Here is a 15,415-nt window from a genome sequence, read left to right on the forward strand (position 1 = left end):
GCCAGAATCGGGGCCGACCGACTCTACGACGTGAACTTCCGGATCAGGTCGAACCCCTTGTCGCGGAGAGCGTCTGGGAGGTGTCGGGCGAGGACGCCGACCCGCGCGACCGTACCCGGTTGGACACGGGCGGGGGGTTTCGTCGCGCTTGCGGCGTTCAGGATCTCCTCGGCCACGAGCGTCGGTTCGACCGACCCGGGGCCGTCGCCGCCGATCGCTTGGGTGTCCTCGAACAGCGCGTAGAACTCGTCGTACGCGCCGGAGCGTTCGATCCCCTCGGCCTCCTCGGGGTCGGCCTCGCGCGCCACCCGCTTCGAGAAGTTCGTTTTCACCGGCCCCGGCTCGACGACGACGACGTCGATCCCGTGGTCACGGACCTCGTTTCGGAGGGCGTCGGACATCGCTTCGACGGCGAACTTCGAGCCGGCGTAGACGCCCCCGCCGGGGAACGCCACTCGCCCCGCGACCGAGGAGACGTTGAGGATCGTCCCCTCCCGCTCGCGGCGCATCGCCGGCAACACCGCCCGGATCAGCCGGTGTGGGCCGTACACGTTGACGTCGAACTGGTGGTGGACCCGTTCCGTGGTGACGTCCTCTATCGGCCCGAACTGCCCGTATCCGGCGTTGTTCACTACCGCGTCGATCGCCCCCTCCTCGTCGAGGATCCGCTCGACGACACGGTCGACGTCTTCTTGCTCCGTCACGTCGAGCGTCGCGATCTCACACCCGGCCTCGCCGAGCGCCTCGACGTCGGCGGGGTTCCGCGCGGTGGCGTACGTCGTCCACCCCTCGTCGTTGAACGCGTGTGCCGTCGCGCGACCGATGCCCGAGGAACACCCGGTGATGAGTACCGTCTTCTGCACGGATCGTGCGTCGGCCCCCGCCGGCATAACTCTCCCGACCCGGCCGCGGCGTCACCGCTCGGACAGCGCCTCCGTCCGCACCCACATCCCCTTCGACGCCGGTGCGGACTCCTCGAACCCCCACCGCTCGTAGAACCCGTCCACGTCCGCGAGCAGGTTGACGTACCCGCCGTCCGGCGCGTTCCCCCGAAGCCACGCCACCAGTGCGTCCATCATCGCCGTCCCGATCCCCCGGCCCTGATGTGCGTCCGCGACGGCCATATCCGAGACGTGGAAGACGCTGCCGCCGTCCCCGACGATCCGCGCCATGCCTACCGGCTCGTCGCCCGGATCCCCCCTGCCGACCTCGACGACGTGGACCCCGTACGTCGTGTTCGGGAGCCCCCGTGCGACCGCCTCGCGGGACCGGTCGGCCATCCCGGCCGCCCGCCTGAGTCGGATGAACGCCGCGACCGAGGGGGTCGACTCCCGCAGCGCGTAGCCCGTGGGAAGGCTCACACTCCCTCGTCGACCGGTCGGAACGCGACCACCGCCCCGCCGTCGGTCGAACGCGTCTCGACGCCCGGTTCCACCGATAACCCGACGAGGGGTGAATTCCCGTCGTCCTCGCCGCCCTCGCTATCATCCGCATCGTCGTCGACCGCGACTCCCTTGAGAACGCCGGTCAGTCGGACCGGGCCGAACGCGGCGATAGCCGTGACGTACGGCGCGTCGTCCGCGAACCGCGGCGGCGGGACGTGCACTACGGTCGCCGTCTCGACGGTGCCGACCGCCGGCAACGGCGCTTCCGTGAGCGTCGTCGACCCGCACTCCGGACAGAGCCGCCGCGGCGGGACCGACCCGTGGCCGGCCGGGCAGACGAGCGCGTACCCCTCGCCGTCACCGAGCGCGTCGAGCCACTCGTCGTAGCCGGCGTTCCGGGGGGTGGACACTCCGTCACCCGCCCCGCCGTCACTCGCTCCGTCGCTACCCGCCCTGCCGTCACTTCCCCCGTCGCTACCCGCCCCGTCACCCTTGCCGCCGGGACTCGCCCCGTCGTCTGCACCGTCGCTCATTCCGCCACCTCCAGCACGTGTACGACGGCGCTGGCGACCGTCCCGCCGGCGTTGTGTGCGACCCCGACCTCGGCGTCCGGCACCCGGTCGCTGTTCGGGTGGCCGCCCCGGAGCAACCGGGTCAGCTCCGCGATCTGAGATCCGCCGGTCGCGCCGACCGGGTGCCCCTTCGCTTTCAGCCCGCCCGAGAGGTTCACGGGGAGATCGCCGTCGGCGGTCGTGAGCCCGTCGCGAGCCGCCGTGATACCCTCACCAATGTCCGCGAACCCCAGCGACTCGATCGCGAGCACCTCCGCGATGGTGAAACAGTCGTGGACCTCCGCGACGTCCACGTCGTCGGAGCGGACGCCGGCGTCGTCGTAGGCGGCCGTCGCGGCGTCGGTCGCCGCGGGCGTCCGCGCGAGGTGGTCGCGGTCCGCCAGCGTCATCCGGTCCGCTCCCTGTCCCGATCCGGTCACTGCGACCGGCGCGTCGAGGTCGTGTTCGTCGGCGTAGTCGGCGGAGACGATCACGAGCGCGCTCGCGCCGTCGGTGATGGGACAGGCGTCGTAGAGGTGGAGCGGCGAGGCGACCGGCGGCGAGTCGAGCGCCTCCTCAACGGACACCTCGCGGCGGTACTGCGCGTACTCGTTCGGGACGGCGTTCGCGTGGTTCTTCGCCGCCACGTGTGCGAGGTCCTCGCGGCTCCCGCCGTACGCCTCGAAGTACGCGCGCGCCATCAGCGCGTACGCTCCGGGGAACGTCATCCCGGCGCGAACCTCGAAGAGGTCGTCGGCCGCGATGGCGAGCCCCTCGGTGGCCCCGTCGGTGTCGAGGTGTGTCATCCGCTCCATCCCGCCGGCGAGGACGACGTCCGCCTCGCCGGATCGGACGGTTCTGACCGCCTCCCGGACCGCGACGCCCGCGGAGGCACACGCCTCCTCGTACCGTGTCGCCGGACAGGCGAGTCCGGCGGCCTCCGCCATCAGCGGGGCCTGATGGCCCTGGTGCTCGGTGAGCGCTCCCATGAAGTTCCCGTAGTTGAGCTCGTCGACCGCGTCGGGATCGACGCCGGCATCCATGAACGCGCTCGCGGCCGCCTCCGCGAACAGGTCCCGTCCCGTGCGCTCGGGGTGGCTGCCGAACCGCGTGAGCCCGACTCCGGCGACGCGTACCTCGGTCATACACGAACGATGATCAGGGACAGCGTTTAGGTCTGCCGGAACCGTGGGCCGTCGTGCCGTTCGGCCGACGGCCCCCGGGATCGCCATCCGGTTCAGCCGATGTACCGGAGGTCGTCGTCGGGGAGCGCGGGACCCTCCTGCATCTCCTGGATCTTGCCGACGACCTCCTCCATCTCCTCCGCTCGGTCTTCCAAGGAGGCGTAATCGATCTCGAAGCCGAGTCGGGCTTCGAGTACCTCTAACACCGCCTGCGCACTCTTCGGGTCCACGAGGTAGCCGCTCGTCTCCCCCATCAGACACGCCGACTCGAACCCGCGACGCCCGCCCAATCCGAGAATGAGCCCCGACACGCCGACGATCCCGCCGGCCGGCTCGTCGGGTCGGAATTCGACGCCCGCCTCCCGGAGGTCGTCCGCGAGTTCGGCCGCCGAGACCGCGCCGAGCACCGTGTACTCCTCGACGAGCTCGCCCGTCGGAACGCCCCCGAGCGCGAACGCCCGCTCCGCACCGAACGAATCCGCGATGTCGAGGAACGTCGAGGTGAGCCGGTAGTGTCCCTCGTTCGATCCCGCCTGATGATCGCCCGTGAGCACGAGCAGGTCCGGTCCCTCGTCGATTTCGACCGTGTGGAACTCCGCGCAGGTCAGCGACGCGACCCCGTCTTCGCCGTCGACGCTCACCTGTGGCGGGAACTCCGTCGCGTACACCCGCCGAACGAGCTCGCTGTCGAACTCCTCGAGCAGGTGTTCGGCTGCGAGCTTCCCCACGTGGCCGACGCCCGGAAGCCCCTCTATCAGCACCGGGTCGTCGAGCTCCGGTGTCGCCACCTCGTCGATCTCGATGTCCTCCATACCGAGTTCGGACGGGCGGCGGTCACAAGAGGGTGGCTATTCGGGCGTCCTCGACGGCCTCGGTCGGCTCCCGCACTCCCCTAGTGCCCGACAGCGTCAATCCGGGCCGTCGGGGCGCGCTCGCCGCCGATACTCGCCGTACCGGTCGGTGGGGTCGAACGGGGGTGGAGCGCTGTTCTCGGCGGGTGCGTCACACTTCGGACAGCGATCGCCGAGCGTGTACACCGGACGCTCGTGGGCGTGTTCCCAGTTCGAACAGACGCGGATGTCGGAGTGCATTGGCGGGGACGGTGCGTGGTTCGGGGTGTAGAAGGAACCGGATATCGGGGGGTTACTCGTCGTCTTCGCGGCGCTCGCGATGGAACTCGCCGGCACCACCGGCCGCCTCGATCGACTCGCGGGCGCGCCCCGCGGCCGCCTCGAGCTGGTCTTCGGCCGTCTTGTAGTCGGGCGCGCGGACCTTGATCCGGTACTCCGGGGAGCCGACGTACCCCACCTCGAGCTCGACGCCGTCGGGGATCTCGCCGTTCCCCTCCGCCGCATCGAGGGCAGCTTTCACGTCGTCGACGCCGTCCGGTGCCGGTGATTCGAGGTCGACGTAGCCGGTGACGTCGACGTAGGGGACTGAGACGTTGTCGCGGGCCGCGGCGACGACCGCCTCGACCGCGTCCTCGTCGATCGCAACGTCTTCGAGGGCCTCCTCGCCGCGGATCGCGGCCGCCTCGAAGGCGTCGTACAACGACTCGTACTCGACGAGGAGCGCGTTGGCCACCTCGGTGTACTGCTCGTCGGCGACGTCCTCGCCGAGGGCGATGAGCATCCAGTTGTCGGCCTTTCGCTCGTTCTTCCAGTCCTGTATCGTCTCTTTGCGCTGGTGCTCGTTGACGTCCTTGATCGACAGGTCGATCTGGTTGGAGGACTCGTCGACCTCCAGCACCTTGGCGACGACCGTCTGTCCCTCGCGGACGTGGTCACGGACGTTCTTGATCCAGCCGGAGGCGACCTCGCTGATGTGGCAGAGGCCGCGTTTCTCCTCGTACTGGTCGAGATCGACGAACACGCCGAAGTCGGCGATCTCGTCGACCTCGCCGACCACGAGCTCCCCGGGTTCGGGCCAGCCGCTGTACTTCATATCGAGATGGCGAGGCGGTTACCGTGCCTCAACGGTTTCGACGATCTCGCCGTGCAGCTCGGCCTCCCCGCCGGTCGGGGTCGCGAGCGTCGCGCCACAGACGGCACACGACACCGTGGAAGCGGCCTTGCCGAAGACGACCTGTTCGTTTCCGCATTCGTCACACGCCAGGAGGTAGAAGCTTCCCGCCATGTTACTCCTGGAACGTGAGTCGGCCCGCGCGCCAGCCCTCGCGCATGTGGGCCTTGCCGCAGTCGCTGCAGCGGTAGTTCAGGTGGGTCTTCTTCGTCGGCTTGTCGCCACCGGGAACCTTCGAGTACCCGCCGGCGTTGCCGATCGTCGCGAGCGCACGACGCTGCTGGCGTGCGTCGCGTTTCATTCCGGTTGCCCGACCCGATCGAACCTTCTCGACCTCGTGCTCCTGGTGGGAGTCACAGTGAGGGCAGTACGTGTTGAAACGACGTGGCATTTCCATGGATATCTACCTTGGGTCCCGGTTCGACACCGACGCTTAAAACGAGTTTGGTCTGTGGCGGACGCCACTTCGACAGGCCCCCTCCCGGCAGCGCGTATTTATAGGGTGTAGTCGTGCTCCCCCGTCTCCGACTCCAGGAACGCGGTCAACAGGTCGATCGTCGCCGCGATGTCGTCGCCGTCGGCGGTCTCGGTGACGGTGTGGAGGTACCGCGTCGGGATCGAGATCGCGCCGACGGGTTTCGCGCCGTGGGTGTTCTGGAAGCCGGCGGTGTCGGTGCCGCCCGCGGGCAACACCTCGTGTTGGTGCTCGATACCCTCGGCCTCGGCCACGTCGGTGAGTCGACCGTGGACCTTCGGGCTGGTGATCACCGAGGAGTCCTTGAGCTTGATCGCCGTCCCCGCGCCGAGGTCCGTCACGGCGTCCGCCTCCTCGCCGATCTGCGGGACGTCGTTGGCGACCGTGACGTCGAGCGCGACCGCGAGGTCCGGGTCGATGTCGACGCCGAGCGCTCGCGCGCCGCGCAGGCCGACCTCCTCCTGCACGGTCGCCGCGAAGTGGAGCGTCACCTCGGGGTCGTCGATCCGCGCGGCGGCCTCCAGCATCGCGAACAGGCAAACGCGGTCGTCGAGCGCCTTACCGGTCACGCGGTCGCCCATCCGCGTCGTCGTCTGGTCGAGGGTGACGAGGTCGCCGACGCTCACGAGGTCGTCGACTTCGTCGCTCTCGCGACCGAGGTCGATGAACACGTCGGACACCTCGTCGTCCTTCTCCTGTTGCTCCTCCGTCAGGGTGTGCGGCGGGACGGAACCGATCACGCCGGTGAGATCCTCCTCGCCGTGGACGGTCACTCGCTGTGCGCGGAGCACACGAGCGTCGAATCCGCCGAGCGGGTCGACCTGGACGAACCCCTCGTCGGTGATATGCCGGACCATGAACCCGATCTCGTCCATGTGGGCGGCGATGGCGACTGAGTAGTCCGAGTCGCCCTCGATCGTCCCGACGACGTTCCCCATCGCGTCCGTTCGGACGCGGTCGACACGATCGTCGAACTCCCGGCGAACGATCTCGCGGACGGCGTCTTCGTACCCGGGAACCCCGCGGGCCTCCGTCAGCTCACACAGCAGGTCGTAATCGAACTCGAACGACATACACGCAGCTGGCCGCCCCAGGCTCAAAGTACCGCAGGATCCGGCACCGGCCGCCGCTGTCTCTCGCGCTCGCAAACCAAACCATAAACAAGTTTATTGTGGTTCCGCAACGCTTTTGCGGGGGCTCCGGGCACATGAGAGCATGGCAGATGTCAAAGCGGAACTCCGCGAACAGTTCATGGACGCGTTCGGTGGGGCCGACTACCCGGTCGAGAACCAGATGGACCTCGTGCCGGCGCTCCCGAACGGGCCGGGCACGAAGTTCGAGGCCGGCGACGTGAGCCTCACTGCCATGGAGCTCGCCGCCAAACTCGGCAGCGAACAGGAGTTCCCCTACGACGACGTCGAGTCCCTCGTCGACGACGTGATGGAGGGCCTCGAAGCGAAGGGGATGATCTAACCGCGCGACTGACTCGGTTTCTCCGATCCCATCCTCGCTTCCCACCGCGTATCACCCGGTAGGGGAACACGTCGCCGCCGCGCACCGCCCAGTACCGTCAACACGTCGCCGCCGCACACCGCCCAGTACCGTCAACACGTCGCCGCCGCGCACCGCCCGCTCCCAGGGTTCGATCCCGACGTGAGGTTGATACGGACGGAGCCGTAACCACGGTCGTGGTCGCCGAGGGAATCACCGTCGTTCCGCCGTGGATCCTCCTCGGGGCGGCGCTCGGGATCGTCGCATCCGTCGGGGTCGCGCTCGTCTTCTACGCCGGGAGCCGCCTCGCCCCGACGCCCGATCACGGCACTGGGGCCCGTTCCGACTCCGCCGGCGACGAACGCCGCCACGCCGAGATCCGCGCGTACCTGACTGCGATCGGCGAGCAGTTCCAGGAGGACCACCCGATCGGCGGCGTCACCGTTCCCTTCTATCTCCCCGAACGCGACGTCGCGGTCACGTTCGATGCACACGACTACTTCCGACTCGACGGCGAGGGCGTGTACGCGATCCTCTGTGAACACGAGATGCCCGGTCGGGGGCTCGGCCGCAGGCTCCCGTTCGACGTCGAGGAGCCGTCGTGGGGCTCCGGCGCCGACCGGGCCGGTCGCCGAGCGGGGTTCCGGGAGCGCCCCGACCGATCCGACGGCGTCGACGCCGCGTTCTCGGAGCTCGGCCTGTCGGCCGACGCGGACGCCGCGGACGTGAAGCGAGCGTATCGCGAGCGCGTCAAGGAGACCCACCCCGATCGGGGCGGCGACCGGGCGGCGTTCAAACGCGTCCAGAAGGCGTACGCAACCGCAAGCGACTACGCCGAGGGCAACGCGGCGGGTGAGTACGGTGGTCCCCCGGAATCCGAGACCGGGGTCCGACGGTGACCGGTGACCGAGTCGTTCCTGGGATCGCGTTCCACGGGCGGGCGGCGTATCTCGCCCACGCCGACACCTTGGTGCTCGCGGACCTCCACGTCGGTCGCGACGAGGCCTCGGACGTGTCGCTCCCGCTCGGCGAGGGCGAGGACCTCGGCGACCGGCTCGCGGCCGCCCTCTCGCGGTTCGATCCGGGGACGGTCGTCGTCGCCGGCGACGTCGTCCACACCTTCGACCGGGTCACAGCCCGGAGTCGGGAGACGCTCGACCGACTCCACGACGCGTGCCGACGGGCAGGGGCCGACCTCGAACTCGTCGCCGGCAATCACGACACCGCGCTGTCCGGCGCGTGGGACGGCCCGCTTCACGACGAGCTCGTCGTCGCCGCCGACGGCGACTTCGGTCGGTGCGTAGTCACGCACGGCCACGAACCGCCGGGCAACGAGGCCGACCTGTACGTGTTCGGGCACCTTCACCCGACGATCGGGATCGAGGGGGACCGCCGACCCTGTTTCCTCTACGGCGAGGGGAGCAATGGCGACGGAAACCACGACGGCGACGGCAACGCCGATAGCGACCGCGACGGCGACGTTCTCTGTCTCCCCGCGTTCACGCGGTTGGCCCCCGGCGTCGAGGTTACCGACTGGCGCGCGAGCGAGCTCGACACCCCGCTCGTCGACGACGTGGACCGGCTGGAACCGGTCGTGTACGACGCTGGGACGGACGACGCGCTCCGGTTCCCCCCGCTCGGCGAGCTCAGACGGCTGTTGTGAGGGGTCGCCCGACGCGCTCCGCCACGGACACCATTGGGATCGAGTGAGGGAGAAGTCACCTCCGCGGGGTTTTTGCCCGCCCGTCGCCCCACACCGGACATGCGTATCGAGAACAGTTTCATCCCGGTCGAGGGGGTCGGCGAACGGACCGAGCGCCGCCTCTGGGAGCAGGGGGTCCACACGTGGGACGAGTTCGACCGCGGTGTCGACGTGGCGGGAGTCGGGACGACCACCGCCGACCGGATCGAGTCGTTCATCGCGGACGCGCGGGCACACCTCGACGACCGCGACGCCCCGTACTTCGACCGGCAGTTCCCGAGCAGCGAGCGCTGGCGGCTCTACGAGGAGTTCCGCGACACGACGTGTTTCTTCGACATCGAGACGACGGGGCTCGACGAGCGCCGGGATCGAGTCACCACCGTCAGCTTCCATCAAGACGGCGAGACGACGACGCTCGTCGCCGGCGACGACCTCACCGATCGCCGGCTCGAACGGCAGTTCCGCGAGGCGGACCTGCTGGCGACGTTCAACGGCGCGCGGTTCGACGTCCCGTTCTTGGAGACCGCCTTCGGGATCGACGTCGACACGCCGCACCTCGACCTCATGTACCCGTGTAAGCGGATCGGACTCTCCGGCGGGCTGAAACCGATCGAGCGGGAGCTCGGGATCGGCCGCGACCGGCGGGACCTCTCCGGACGTGACGCGGTTCGACTGTGGCACGAGTACGAACGCGGTGACGAGGACGCGCTCGACACGCTGGTGTCGTACAACCGCGAGGACACGGAGAACCTGCGAACGCTCGCGGACACGGTGTGTGAACGGCTCGACGAGGCGGTGTTCCCCGCCACGCTCGACGGCTCACTCGGTCGGCGCTGAACTCACTGCGGCTCGTTCGGCACGTCCCCGACCGCCGCGTCCGACTCCTCGGCCTCGGTCGTCACGCCGGCTCCGGTGGTCGTGTCCTCCGTGTCGGCCTCGGTGGCGGTGTCGGCATCGGGTTGTGTCGACCCGTCTTCGTCGGTGTCGGGGGCCACCCCGTCTTCGGCTTCCTCGCCTTCGGATTCGGCTTCCTCGCCTTCGGATTCGGCTTCCTCGCCTTCGGATTCGGCTTCCTCGCCTTCGGATTCGGCTTCCTCGCCTTCGGATTCGGCTTCCTCGCCTTCGCTTTGAGGCTCGTCTCCGTCCTCGGGCCCCGTCGATTCGGCCTCCTCCTCTCGTTCATCCGCTAGCTCGGGTTCGGAGTCGGTTTCCGTCCCGTCCTCCGCTCCGGATCCCGTTTCGTCTTCCTCCGGAACCGACTGAATGAGTTTCATCTCGCCACGGGCGCGGAGGGTCCCGTCGATCTCCGCGCCGTCGTAGACGACGAGGTCGCCGGCGGAGACGTCCCCGAGGATCCGCGCGCCGGCCCGTACCGTTACCGTCCCGCCACGGGTCGTCACGTCGCCGTGGATCGTGGTATCCGCACCGACGGTGACGCCCTCACGGGCGCGGAGCGAGCCGAAGACCTCGTTGCGCTCGCCGACCGTGATCGACTCGGCACGCAGGTTCCCGTGGATCCGGCAGTCGTCGCCGACGCTGGCGGGCGTGGAGACGCGCCACGCGTCGTCTGATACCTCCGCGCCCCGCGGGATCAACAGCGGTTCCCGGACGTCGTCGCCGTCGGCGAGCGCCTCCGCGAGCTCGTCGGCGGCGTCGGTTTCGCCCGCCCGCAGCAGCTGCGAGAGCACGATGAAGTAGAACACGAGCGTGGGGACCGGGTTCCGGATGACGATCCAACCGTTCGCCTCGAACCCCTCTTCGATGTTCACGTCGTCACCGATGTCGAGGTCGCCGGAGACCATCAGTCGCCCCGTGACGGTGACGCGTTCGCCGAGGTACGCGTCCTCGCCGACGAGCACGTTGCCGTCGACGGTACACCACGTGTCGAGCCGGCAATCGCCGTCCGCCTCGATGTCGTCGCCGACCTCGACTCGCTCGCCGATCGCGACGTTGCGGCCGCGGAGCCCGAACTCGACGGTCGACTGGCCGCCGACGAGCACGTCGCCGTCGACGACGACGTCGTGCTCCTCGACGGTGGTCCCCGAGGGGACCGCGAGCTCGTCTATCGGACCGCCCCCGCGTAATGACACACCCGAACGCAATCCCCCGGGAGATATAAACGATATGGGGCGTCGGACGCGCGTCGGACTCGACGGAACCGGATCGGCCCGGACGCCGCCGAACGGATCGGCCGAGTCGGTCGGCCCGAACCGCCGGCGCGTGTGAGTCCCTCCCGAAGCGCGTGGCGGTCACCGTTCTTTTCAACCGGGGGCCGGAACGTCCCGATATGGGATTCGGATCGTACGACGAAAGCGAACAGGGGAAACAGGACGTGGACACCGACGAGGACGGCGCGGTGAACGTCCACGAACACGACCACGACGGCGACGTCTCCGTAGAGGGTGACGCCGACACCGACGAGCTGGTCGGCCGCCTCGCGGAGATGAAGGACGGAGACGAGGAGTAGCGCGAGCGACCCGGACGGTTGGGACGGCCAGGCGGATCCGGACGCCGCGGCCGCATTGACTCCCCGGATCCGGTCCGCAGCCGTGTCACGCCCCTTTTATCGCCCGCCTGGTTATCGCCTCCTATGAGCACGGAGTTAACCTTCAACGAGGACGGCGTCGACGTCGTTTACGAGGGCACCGAGTTCGAGCTGGAAAAGAGCCTGATCGAGGAGGCCACCGGAAAGGGGTACCGCGACGTGACGGACCACGAGGTCATCCAGATCGTCGCGACGGACCCTGAACTGGACGGCGAGCCGGTCCGGATCGGCGACGTGTTATAGCGGCCGGTCTGGCGACGTGGTATACCGGCCGCGCTGGCGGCCTCTTATAAGTGCGGTCTTGACGGTCCGTGTGCCCCGTTCCCGCCGCGGCCGCCGCCGAAAGCGCAACGCCGATACCGTCTCGGCGAGAATGGAGGCGTATGTACGAGGCGGTCCACGCATATCCCGACGGCGACGCGACCGTCGCGCGCCACGCCGCCACGGCGGCGCGGTACGGGTACGACGGGCTCGTCGTCCGCACGCGGGAGGCGTTAGCGGACGGACCCGCCGGCGACGGCTCGATTGGCGACGATTTGGCTGGCGATGGCTCGACCGGCGACGAGGCGACCGGCGACGCACCGGCGACCGGTGACGAGGCGACTGCCGACGCACCGGCGACCGATGCAGACGAAGAACGCGGTTCGGCCGCCGCCGTCGCGGCCGAGTACGGGATCGACATCGTCGACGCGGTCGAGATCGACGCCACCGACCCCGGTCGGGCGTCCGGCGCGATCGGGAACTACCGTCCGGACCACACGGTCGTCTGTGTCGCCGGCGGCGACGACGGGCTGAACCGATACGCGGTCGAGGAGCCCCGGGTCGATGTCCTCGCTCGGCCGAACGCGGCGTCCGGCGGGTTCAACCACGTGCTCGCGAAGGCCGCCCGCGACAACGACGTCCACGTGGAGTTCGACCTCGGGCCGGTCCTCCGCTCGACCGGCGGCGCGCGGGTGCAGGCGCTCGCCGACCTCCGGAAGCTCCGCGAGATCGTGTGCTACTACGGGACCCCCTACGTCGTCAGCGCGAACGCTGGGTCACACCTCGAACTGCGGGCCCCCCGCGAACTCGTGGCCGTCGGCGAGCGCGTCGGGTTCGACGCCGAGTGGATCCGCGAGGGACTCCGCTCGTGGAGCCGGATCGCCGAGCGGAACCGCGAGCGACGCTCCGAGGGTTTCATAGCGCCCGGGGTCCGACGTGGACGGTATGAAACGGAGCGTTGAGGAGCACGCCGAGCGGTTCTCCGAGAAGGCGACCGAGTACGACGACTCGAAGAGCGACGAGTACCGTGCCTGTGCGGACCTCGTCGTCTCCTACGCCGATCCCGGCTCGGACGACGTAGTCGCCGACCTCGGGGCCGGAACCGGCGCGATCGCCCTCGCGATCGCGCCCGACGCGAGCCGAGTGCTCGCCCGGGATATCAGTGAGGGAATGATGGAGGAGGGGCGGCGCAAGGCCTCCGAGGCGCGGATCACGAACGTCGAGTTCGCGTACGGCGAGTTCCGGGAGCCGAACCTCGGCGGCGTCGCCGTCGACATCGTCACCTCGAACTTCGCGCTCCATCACCTCTCGGACGACGAGAAGCGCGAGGCGATCCGAGTGATGGCCGCCGCCGGGGCCCGCCGGATCGTCCTCGGCGACGTGATGTTCTTCGGCGAGCCGGACCCCGAGGAGCCGTTCTACAGCCCCGAGGTCGACGACCCGGCCACGGTCGGCACCCTCGTCGAGGCGTTCACCGACGTCGGCTTCGCGGTGACCGTCGCCGAGCGCGTCCACGATCAGGTCGGCGTCCTCGTCGCCGAGCGGATCGGCTCCGGCGAGGAGGTACCGGGGGCGGAGTGATGGCGGTGCGCGTGCCGTCCGACGACGAACCGGTGGTCGAGCCGTGAAACACCTCCCGAAACACCTCCGGCCGCGGTGGCGCTACCTCGCGCTCGGGATCGAGGCGTGGCCCGACGCCGACGTGGACCGACGCGCGTTCCAGCGGGCGCTGTGGTACGCCGCCGGCAACCTCCTCGGCGACCCCGGAAGCGCGGACGCGGGCCTGAAGCTGCTCTCGTTTGCGTTTTCGGCCGGCGAGGGGGAGGCGGTCGTCCGCGTGCGACACGGCCACGTCGACGAAGCGCGGGCAGCGATCGCTTGCGTGAGCGGGGTCGACGGTGACCCGGTCGGGATCCGCGTTCGGGGGATTTCGGGGACGGTGCGTGCCTGTGAGGAAAGATATATGGGTCGCGCGACCGGCAGTTCGACACAGCGAGACGTCGCGTTCGGGGACGCCGAACGGACCGCCGTCGTGCGTGAGAACGCGTACGACGTGCGGACCGAGTCGGGGTACGTCGGCGCGACGGCGTCCGACATCGAGTGATATCATGCAGGGCCAATCCCAACAACAGGCGTACGACCGAGGCATCACCATCTTCTCTCCCGACGGCAGGCTCTATCAGGTCGAGTACGCCCGGGAGGCAGTGAAACGAGGGACGGCGAGCGTCGGGATCCGTGCGGAGGACGGCGTCGTCCTCGCCGCCGACAAACGCGCCCGCTCCCCGCTGATGGAGCCGGCGAGCATCGAGAAGCTCCACAAGGCCGACGACCACGTCGGCGTCGCCAGCGCGGGCCACGTCGCCGATGCTCGCCAGCTCATCGACTTCGCGCGCCAGCAAGCACAGGTGAACCACCTGCGCTACGGCGAGGCGATCGGGATCGAGACGCTGACGAAAACGATCACGGACCACATCCAGCAGTACACGCAGATCGGCGGCGCGCGCCCGTTCGGCGTCGCGCTCATCGTCGGCGGGATCGAGAACGGTGAGCCGCACCTGTTCGAGACGGACCCTTCGGGGACGCCGTACGAGTGGCAGGCGCTCTCGATCGGCTCCGACCGGAGCGACCTCCGCGACTACCTCGAAGCCGAATACGAGGAGGGGATCTCCACGGACGAGGCGGTCGGGCTCGCGCTCGACACCCTCGCACAGTCGAACGACGGCGAACTGACGCCCGAGGGCGTCGGTGTCGCCACCATCACGGTCGACGACGAGCGCTACGCCGAGCACTCGGACGAGGCGCTCGAGACGATCCTCGCGGAGCGGGATCTCCTCCCTGAGGAGGAAGACGACGACGCCGACAGCGAGGAGTAGCCGTCAAACGACGCGCCGGAGCCGGACAAGAGCGTTTCGGAGCCGCCGGGGTGCTTCGGAGGGACCAGACACCGACACTCGTTTTATCAGAGGGGTAACGCGGACCGCGCGACGCCGCTAGTCGCTCGTGACCAGTTCGACCTCGTGGCCGTCCTGGTCCTTCGTGAACGCGTAGCGGTTCCCGCACGACTCCGGATCGCGGTAGTCGGGGGCCTCACGCGCCATGAGGCACTCCCAGGCGTCGTCGAGGTCGTCCACTTCGAGCGCGAGGTGGCCCCACGCGTCGCCCATCGTGTACGTCCGGCCGTCGTAGTTGTAGGTGAGCTCGAGCGACATCGCCTCCCGGGGCGCGTCCTCGGGCTCGACGAAGTAGTTCGCGAACGTGTCGGCCTCCCAGCGGCCCGTCTCGTCGAACTCGAACTTGCGGGTCCAGTAGCCGAGCGCTTCATCGGCGTCCTCGACGCGGACCATCGTGTGATCGATGCTCCACTTCGCGCCGTAGTCACGTTTGACGATCTCGATCTCGTGGCCGTCCGGGTCCTTCACGAACGCGTAGCGGTTGCCACAGGACTCGGGGTCGCGGTAGTCGTCGACGCCCCCCTCCATCAGCTCGTCGTACGACTCCTGGAGCGCGTCCTCGGGGACGCGGACCGCGATGTGGCCCCACGCGTCTCCCAGCTCGTAGGCGCGCCCGTCGTGGTTGTAGGTGAGCTCGAGGAGCGCGCCCGCCTCGTGGACGTCTTCGGGGCCGAGGAACACGTTCGTGAACGTGTCCGCCTCCCAGCGTCCTTTCTCCTCGTAGTTCAGGTGCGTCTCGTACCAGTCGAGGCTCTCCGCTAAGTCCTCGACGCGGATCATCACGTGATCGAATGCGGATTCCATACACGACGCGTCGGTCGCTCACCTCAAAAGCGTACTGAAGGGCG

22 protein-coding genes are annotated in these 15,415 nt (G+C 69.1%); 10 read left to right on the forward strand and 12 right to left on the reverse strand.

Annotated elements, in window-relative coordinates; all coding sequences use genetic code 11:
• Positions 1-23: 23 nt before the first annotated feature.
• From ACZ5TV_RS11080 to ACZ5TV_RS11125, 10 genes are all read right to left on the reverse strand, one after another.
• The gene (locus ACZ5TV_RS11080) at positions 24-890 is read right to left on the reverse strand and encodes an SDR family oxidoreductase (RefSeq protein WP_379780575.1); all 867 of its coding nucleotides are present in this window, start codon (positions 888-890) and stop codon (positions 24-26) included.
• 24 nt (positions 891-914) lie between these two features.
• Positions 915-1,361 carry a GNAT family N-acetyltransferase gene (locus ACZ5TV_RS11085; RefSeq protein WP_379780573.1) on the reverse strand — a complete coding sequence of 149 codons (447 nt, stop codon included), beginning with the start codon at positions 1,359-1,361 and terminating at the stop codon, positions 915-917.
• Entirely contained in the window at positions 1,358-1,795 is a 438-nt protein-coding gene (locus tag ACZ5TV_RS11090; protein ID WP_464384342.1) for a Zn-ribbon domain-containing OB-fold protein, read from the reverse strand. Before ACZ5TV_RS11090 ends, ACZ5TV_RS11085 begins: the two co-directional genes overlap by 4 nt.
• Positions 1,796-1,914: 119 nt before the next feature.
• Complete coding sequence (locus ACZ5TV_RS11095) at positions 1,915-3,081, reverse strand: thiolase domain-containing protein (protein ID WP_464383837.1); 1,167 nt, start codon at positions 3,079-3,081, stop codon at positions 1,915-1,917.
• Between the two features lie 92 nt (positions 3,082-3,173).
• Positions 3,174-3,932 (reverse strand): proteasome assembly chaperone family protein, encoded by a 759-nt coding sequence (locus ACZ5TV_RS11100; protein WP_379782671.1) that lies wholly within the window; start codon positions 3,930-3,932, stop codon positions 3,174-3,176.
• Between the two features lie 96 nt (positions 3,933-4,028).
• Complete coding sequence (locus ACZ5TV_RS11105) at positions 4,029-4,211, reverse strand: RNA-protein complex protein Nop10 (RefSeq protein WP_379782673.1); 183 nt, start codon at positions 4,209-4,211, stop codon at positions 4,029-4,031.
• Positions 4,212-4,263: 52 nt separating this feature from the next.
• The gene (locus ACZ5TV_RS11110; RefSeq protein ID WP_379782675.1) at positions 4,264-5,064 is read right to left on the reverse strand and encodes a translation initiation factor IF-2 subunit alpha; all 801 of its coding nucleotides are present in this window, start codon (positions 5,062-5,064) and stop codon (positions 4,264-4,266) included.
• A gap of 18 nt (positions 5,065-5,082) precedes the next feature.
• Positions 5,083-5,256: a 30S ribosomal protein S27e gene (locus ACZ5TV_RS11115; protein ID WP_379782678.1), complete on the reverse strand. Its 174-nt coding sequence runs from the start codon at positions 5,254-5,256 to the stop codon at positions 5,083-5,085.
• Between the two features lies 1 nt (position 5,257).
• A complete protein-coding gene (locus tag ACZ5TV_RS11120; protein WP_209484564.1) occupies positions 5,258-5,539 on the reverse strand; it encodes a 50S ribosomal protein L44e in 282 nt (93 codons plus the stop codon).
• Positions 5,540-5,637: 98 nt separating this feature from the next.
• Positions 5,638-6,690, reverse strand: coding sequence for a M42 family metallopeptidase (locus ACZ5TV_RS11125; protein ID WP_464383838.1), 1,053 nt, complete (start codon positions 6,688-6,690; stop codon positions 5,638-5,640).
• Positions 6,691-6,832: 142 nt separating this feature from the next.
• Between ACZ5TV_RS11125 and ACZ5TV_RS11130 the strand changes: the two genes are divergently transcribed.
• The 4 genes from ACZ5TV_RS11130 to ACZ5TV_RS11145 all read left to right on the forward strand — a co-directional run bounded on the left by ACZ5TV_RS11130 (position 6,833) and on the right by ACZ5TV_RS11145 (position 9,647).
• The gene (locus ACZ5TV_RS11130) at positions 6,833-7,090 is read left to right on the forward strand and encodes an MTH865 family protein (protein WP_379783591.1); all 258 of its coding nucleotides are present in this window, start codon (positions 6,833-6,835) and stop codon (positions 7,088-7,090) included.
• 215 nt (positions 7,091-7,305) lie between these two features.
• On the forward strand, positions 7,306-8,007 hold the full coding sequence (locus ACZ5TV_RS11135; RefSeq protein ID WP_464383839.1) for a J domain-containing protein: 702 nt from the start codon (positions 7,306-7,308) through the stop codon (positions 8,005-8,007).
• A complete protein-coding gene (locus ACZ5TV_RS11140) occupies positions 8,004-8,771 on the forward strand; it encodes a metallophosphoesterase (RefSeq protein WP_464383840.1) in 768 nt (255 codons plus the stop codon). Before ACZ5TV_RS11135 ends, ACZ5TV_RS11140 begins: the two co-directional genes overlap by 4 nt.
• Positions 8,772-8,870: 99 nt before the next feature.
• Entirely contained in the window at positions 8,871-9,647 is a 777-nt protein-coding gene (locus ACZ5TV_RS11145; RefSeq protein ID WP_379783484.1) for a ribonuclease H-like domain-containing protein, read from the forward strand.
• Positions 9,648-9,649: 2 nt separating this feature from the next.
• Here the strand turns inward: ACZ5TV_RS11145 and ACZ5TV_RS11150 are convergent, their stop codons facing one another.
• The gene (locus tag ACZ5TV_RS11150) at positions 9,650-10,900 is read right to left on the reverse strand and encodes a polymer-forming cytoskeletal protein (protein WP_464383841.1); all 1,251 of its coding nucleotides are present in this window, start codon (positions 10,898-10,900) and stop codon (positions 9,650-9,652) included.
• Between the two features lie 197 nt (positions 10,901-11,097).
• Here ACZ5TV_RS11150 and ACZ5TV_RS11155 point away from each other — a divergent pair, with 197 nt between their 5' ends.
• From ACZ5TV_RS11155 to psmA, 6 genes are all read left to right on the forward strand, one after another.
• Entirely contained in the window at positions 11,098-11,277 is a 180-nt protein-coding gene (locus tag ACZ5TV_RS11155; RefSeq protein WP_379783480.1) for a DUF5786 family protein, read from the forward strand.
• A gap of 123 nt (positions 11,278-11,400) precedes the next feature.
• Positions 11,401-11,598: a DUF5800 family protein gene (locus ACZ5TV_RS11160; protein WP_379783478.1), complete on the forward strand. Its 198-nt coding sequence runs from the start codon at positions 11,401-11,403 to the stop codon at positions 11,596-11,598.
• A gap of 140 nt (positions 11,599-11,738) precedes the next feature.
• Positions 11,739-12,578 carry an RNase P subunit p30 family protein gene (locus ACZ5TV_RS11165; RefSeq protein ID WP_464383842.1) on the forward strand — a complete coding sequence of 280 codons (840 nt, stop codon included), beginning with the start codon at positions 11,739-11,741 and terminating at the stop codon, positions 12,576-12,578.
• Positions 12,562-13,197, forward strand: a complete 636-nt coding sequence (locus tag ACZ5TV_RS11170) for a class I SAM-dependent methyltransferase (RefSeq protein WP_379783721.1) — start codon at positions 12,562-12,564, stop codon at positions 13,195-13,197. Before ACZ5TV_RS11165 ends, ACZ5TV_RS11170 begins: the two co-directional genes overlap by 17 nt.
• Before the next feature lie 43 nt (positions 13,198-13,240).
• Entirely contained in the window at positions 13,241-13,720 is a 480-nt protein-coding gene (locus ACZ5TV_RS11175; RefSeq protein ID WP_464383843.1) for an Rpp14/Pop5 family protein, read from the forward strand.
• A 4-nt stretch (positions 13,721-13,724) separates the two neighbouring features.
• Positions 13,725-14,489 carry an archaeal proteasome endopeptidase complex subunit alpha gene (psmA, locus tag ACZ5TV_RS11180; RefSeq protein WP_379782997.1) on the forward strand — a complete coding sequence of 255 codons (765 nt, stop codon included), beginning with the start codon at positions 13,725-13,727 and terminating at the stop codon, positions 14,487-14,489.
• Between the two features lie 117 nt (positions 14,490-14,606).
• Here psmA and ACZ5TV_RS11185 read toward each other — a convergent pair whose 3' ends face one another.
• The gene (locus ACZ5TV_RS11185; protein WP_379782995.1) at positions 14,607-15,371 is read right to left on the reverse strand and encodes a VOC family protein; all 765 of its coding nucleotides are present in this window, start codon (positions 15,369-15,371) and stop codon (positions 14,607-14,609) included.
• Positions 15,372-15,415: the final 44 nt, after the last annotated feature.

Source organism: Halorubrum tibetense, assembly GCF_055396225.1.

What these genes read in the sequence shown, in the direction of transcription:
- ACZ5TV_RS11100 (WP_379782671.1), bottom strand. Translation starts at nt 3,932, where the DNA reads ATGGAGGACATCGAGATCGACGAGGTGGCGACACCGGAGCTCGACGAC.
- ACZ5TV_RS11155 (WP_379783480.1), top strand. Translation starts at nt 11,098, where the DNA reads ATGGGATTCGGATCGTACGACGAAAGCGAACAGGGGAAACAGGACGTG.
- ACZ5TV_RS11105 (WP_379782673.1), bottom strand. Translation starts at nt 4,211, where the DNA reads ATGCACTCCGACATCCGCGTCTGTTCGAACTGGGAACACGCCCACGAG.
- ACZ5TV_RS11185 (WP_379782995.1), bottom strand. Translation starts at nt 15,371, where the DNA reads ATGGAATCCGCATTCGATCACGTGATGATCCGCGTCGAGGACTTAGCG.
- ACZ5TV_RS11165 (WP_464383842.1), top strand. Translation starts at nt 11,739, where the DNA reads ATGTACGAGGCGGTCCACGCATATCCCGACGGCGACGCGACCGTCGCG.
- ACZ5TV_RS11160 (WP_379783478.1), top strand. Translation starts at nt 11,401, where the DNA reads ATGAGCACGGAGTTAACCTTCAACGAGGACGGCGTCGACGTCGTTTAC.
- ACZ5TV_RS11145 (WP_379783484.1), top strand. Translation starts at nt 8,871, where the DNA reads ATGCGTATCGAGAACAGTTTCATCCCGGTCGAGGGGGTCGGCGAACGG.
- ACZ5TV_RS11130 (WP_379783591.1), top strand. Translation starts at nt 6,833, where the DNA reads ATGGCAGATGTCAAAGCGGAACTCCGCGAACAGTTCATGGACGCGTTC.
- ACZ5TV_RS11115 (WP_379782678.1), bottom strand. Translation starts at nt 5,256, where the DNA reads ATGGCGGGAAGCTTCTACCTCCTGGCGTGTGACGAATGCGGAAACGAA.
- psmA (WP_379782997.1), top strand. Translation starts at nt 13,725, where the DNA reads ATGCAGGGCCAATCCCAACAACAGGCGTACGACCGAGGCATCACCATC.
- ACZ5TV_RS11095 (WP_464383837.1), bottom strand. Translation starts at nt 3,081, where the DNA reads ATGACCGAGGTACGCGTCGCCGGAGTCGGGCTCACGCGGTTCGGCAGC.
- ACZ5TV_RS11110 (WP_379782675.1), bottom strand. Translation starts at nt 5,064, where the DNA reads ATGAAGTACAGCGGCTGGCCCGAACCCGGGGAGCTCGTGGTCGGCGAG.
- ACZ5TV_RS11120 (WP_209484564.1), bottom strand. Translation starts at nt 5,539, where the DNA reads ATGGAAATGCCACGTCGTTTCAACACGTACTGCCCTCACTGTGACTCC.
- ACZ5TV_RS11080 (WP_379780575.1), bottom strand. Translation starts at nt 890, where the DNA reads ATGCCGGCGGGGGCCGACGCACGATCCGTGCAGAAGACGGTACTCATC.
- ACZ5TV_RS11125 (WP_464383838.1), bottom strand. Translation starts at nt 6,690, where the DNA reads ATGTCGTTCGAGTTCGATTACGACCTGCTGTGTGAGCTGACGGAGGCC.
- ACZ5TV_RS11170 (WP_379783721.1), top strand. Translation starts at nt 12,562, where the DNA reads ATGAAACGGAGCGTTGAGGAGCACGCCGAGCGGTTCTCCGAGAAGGCG.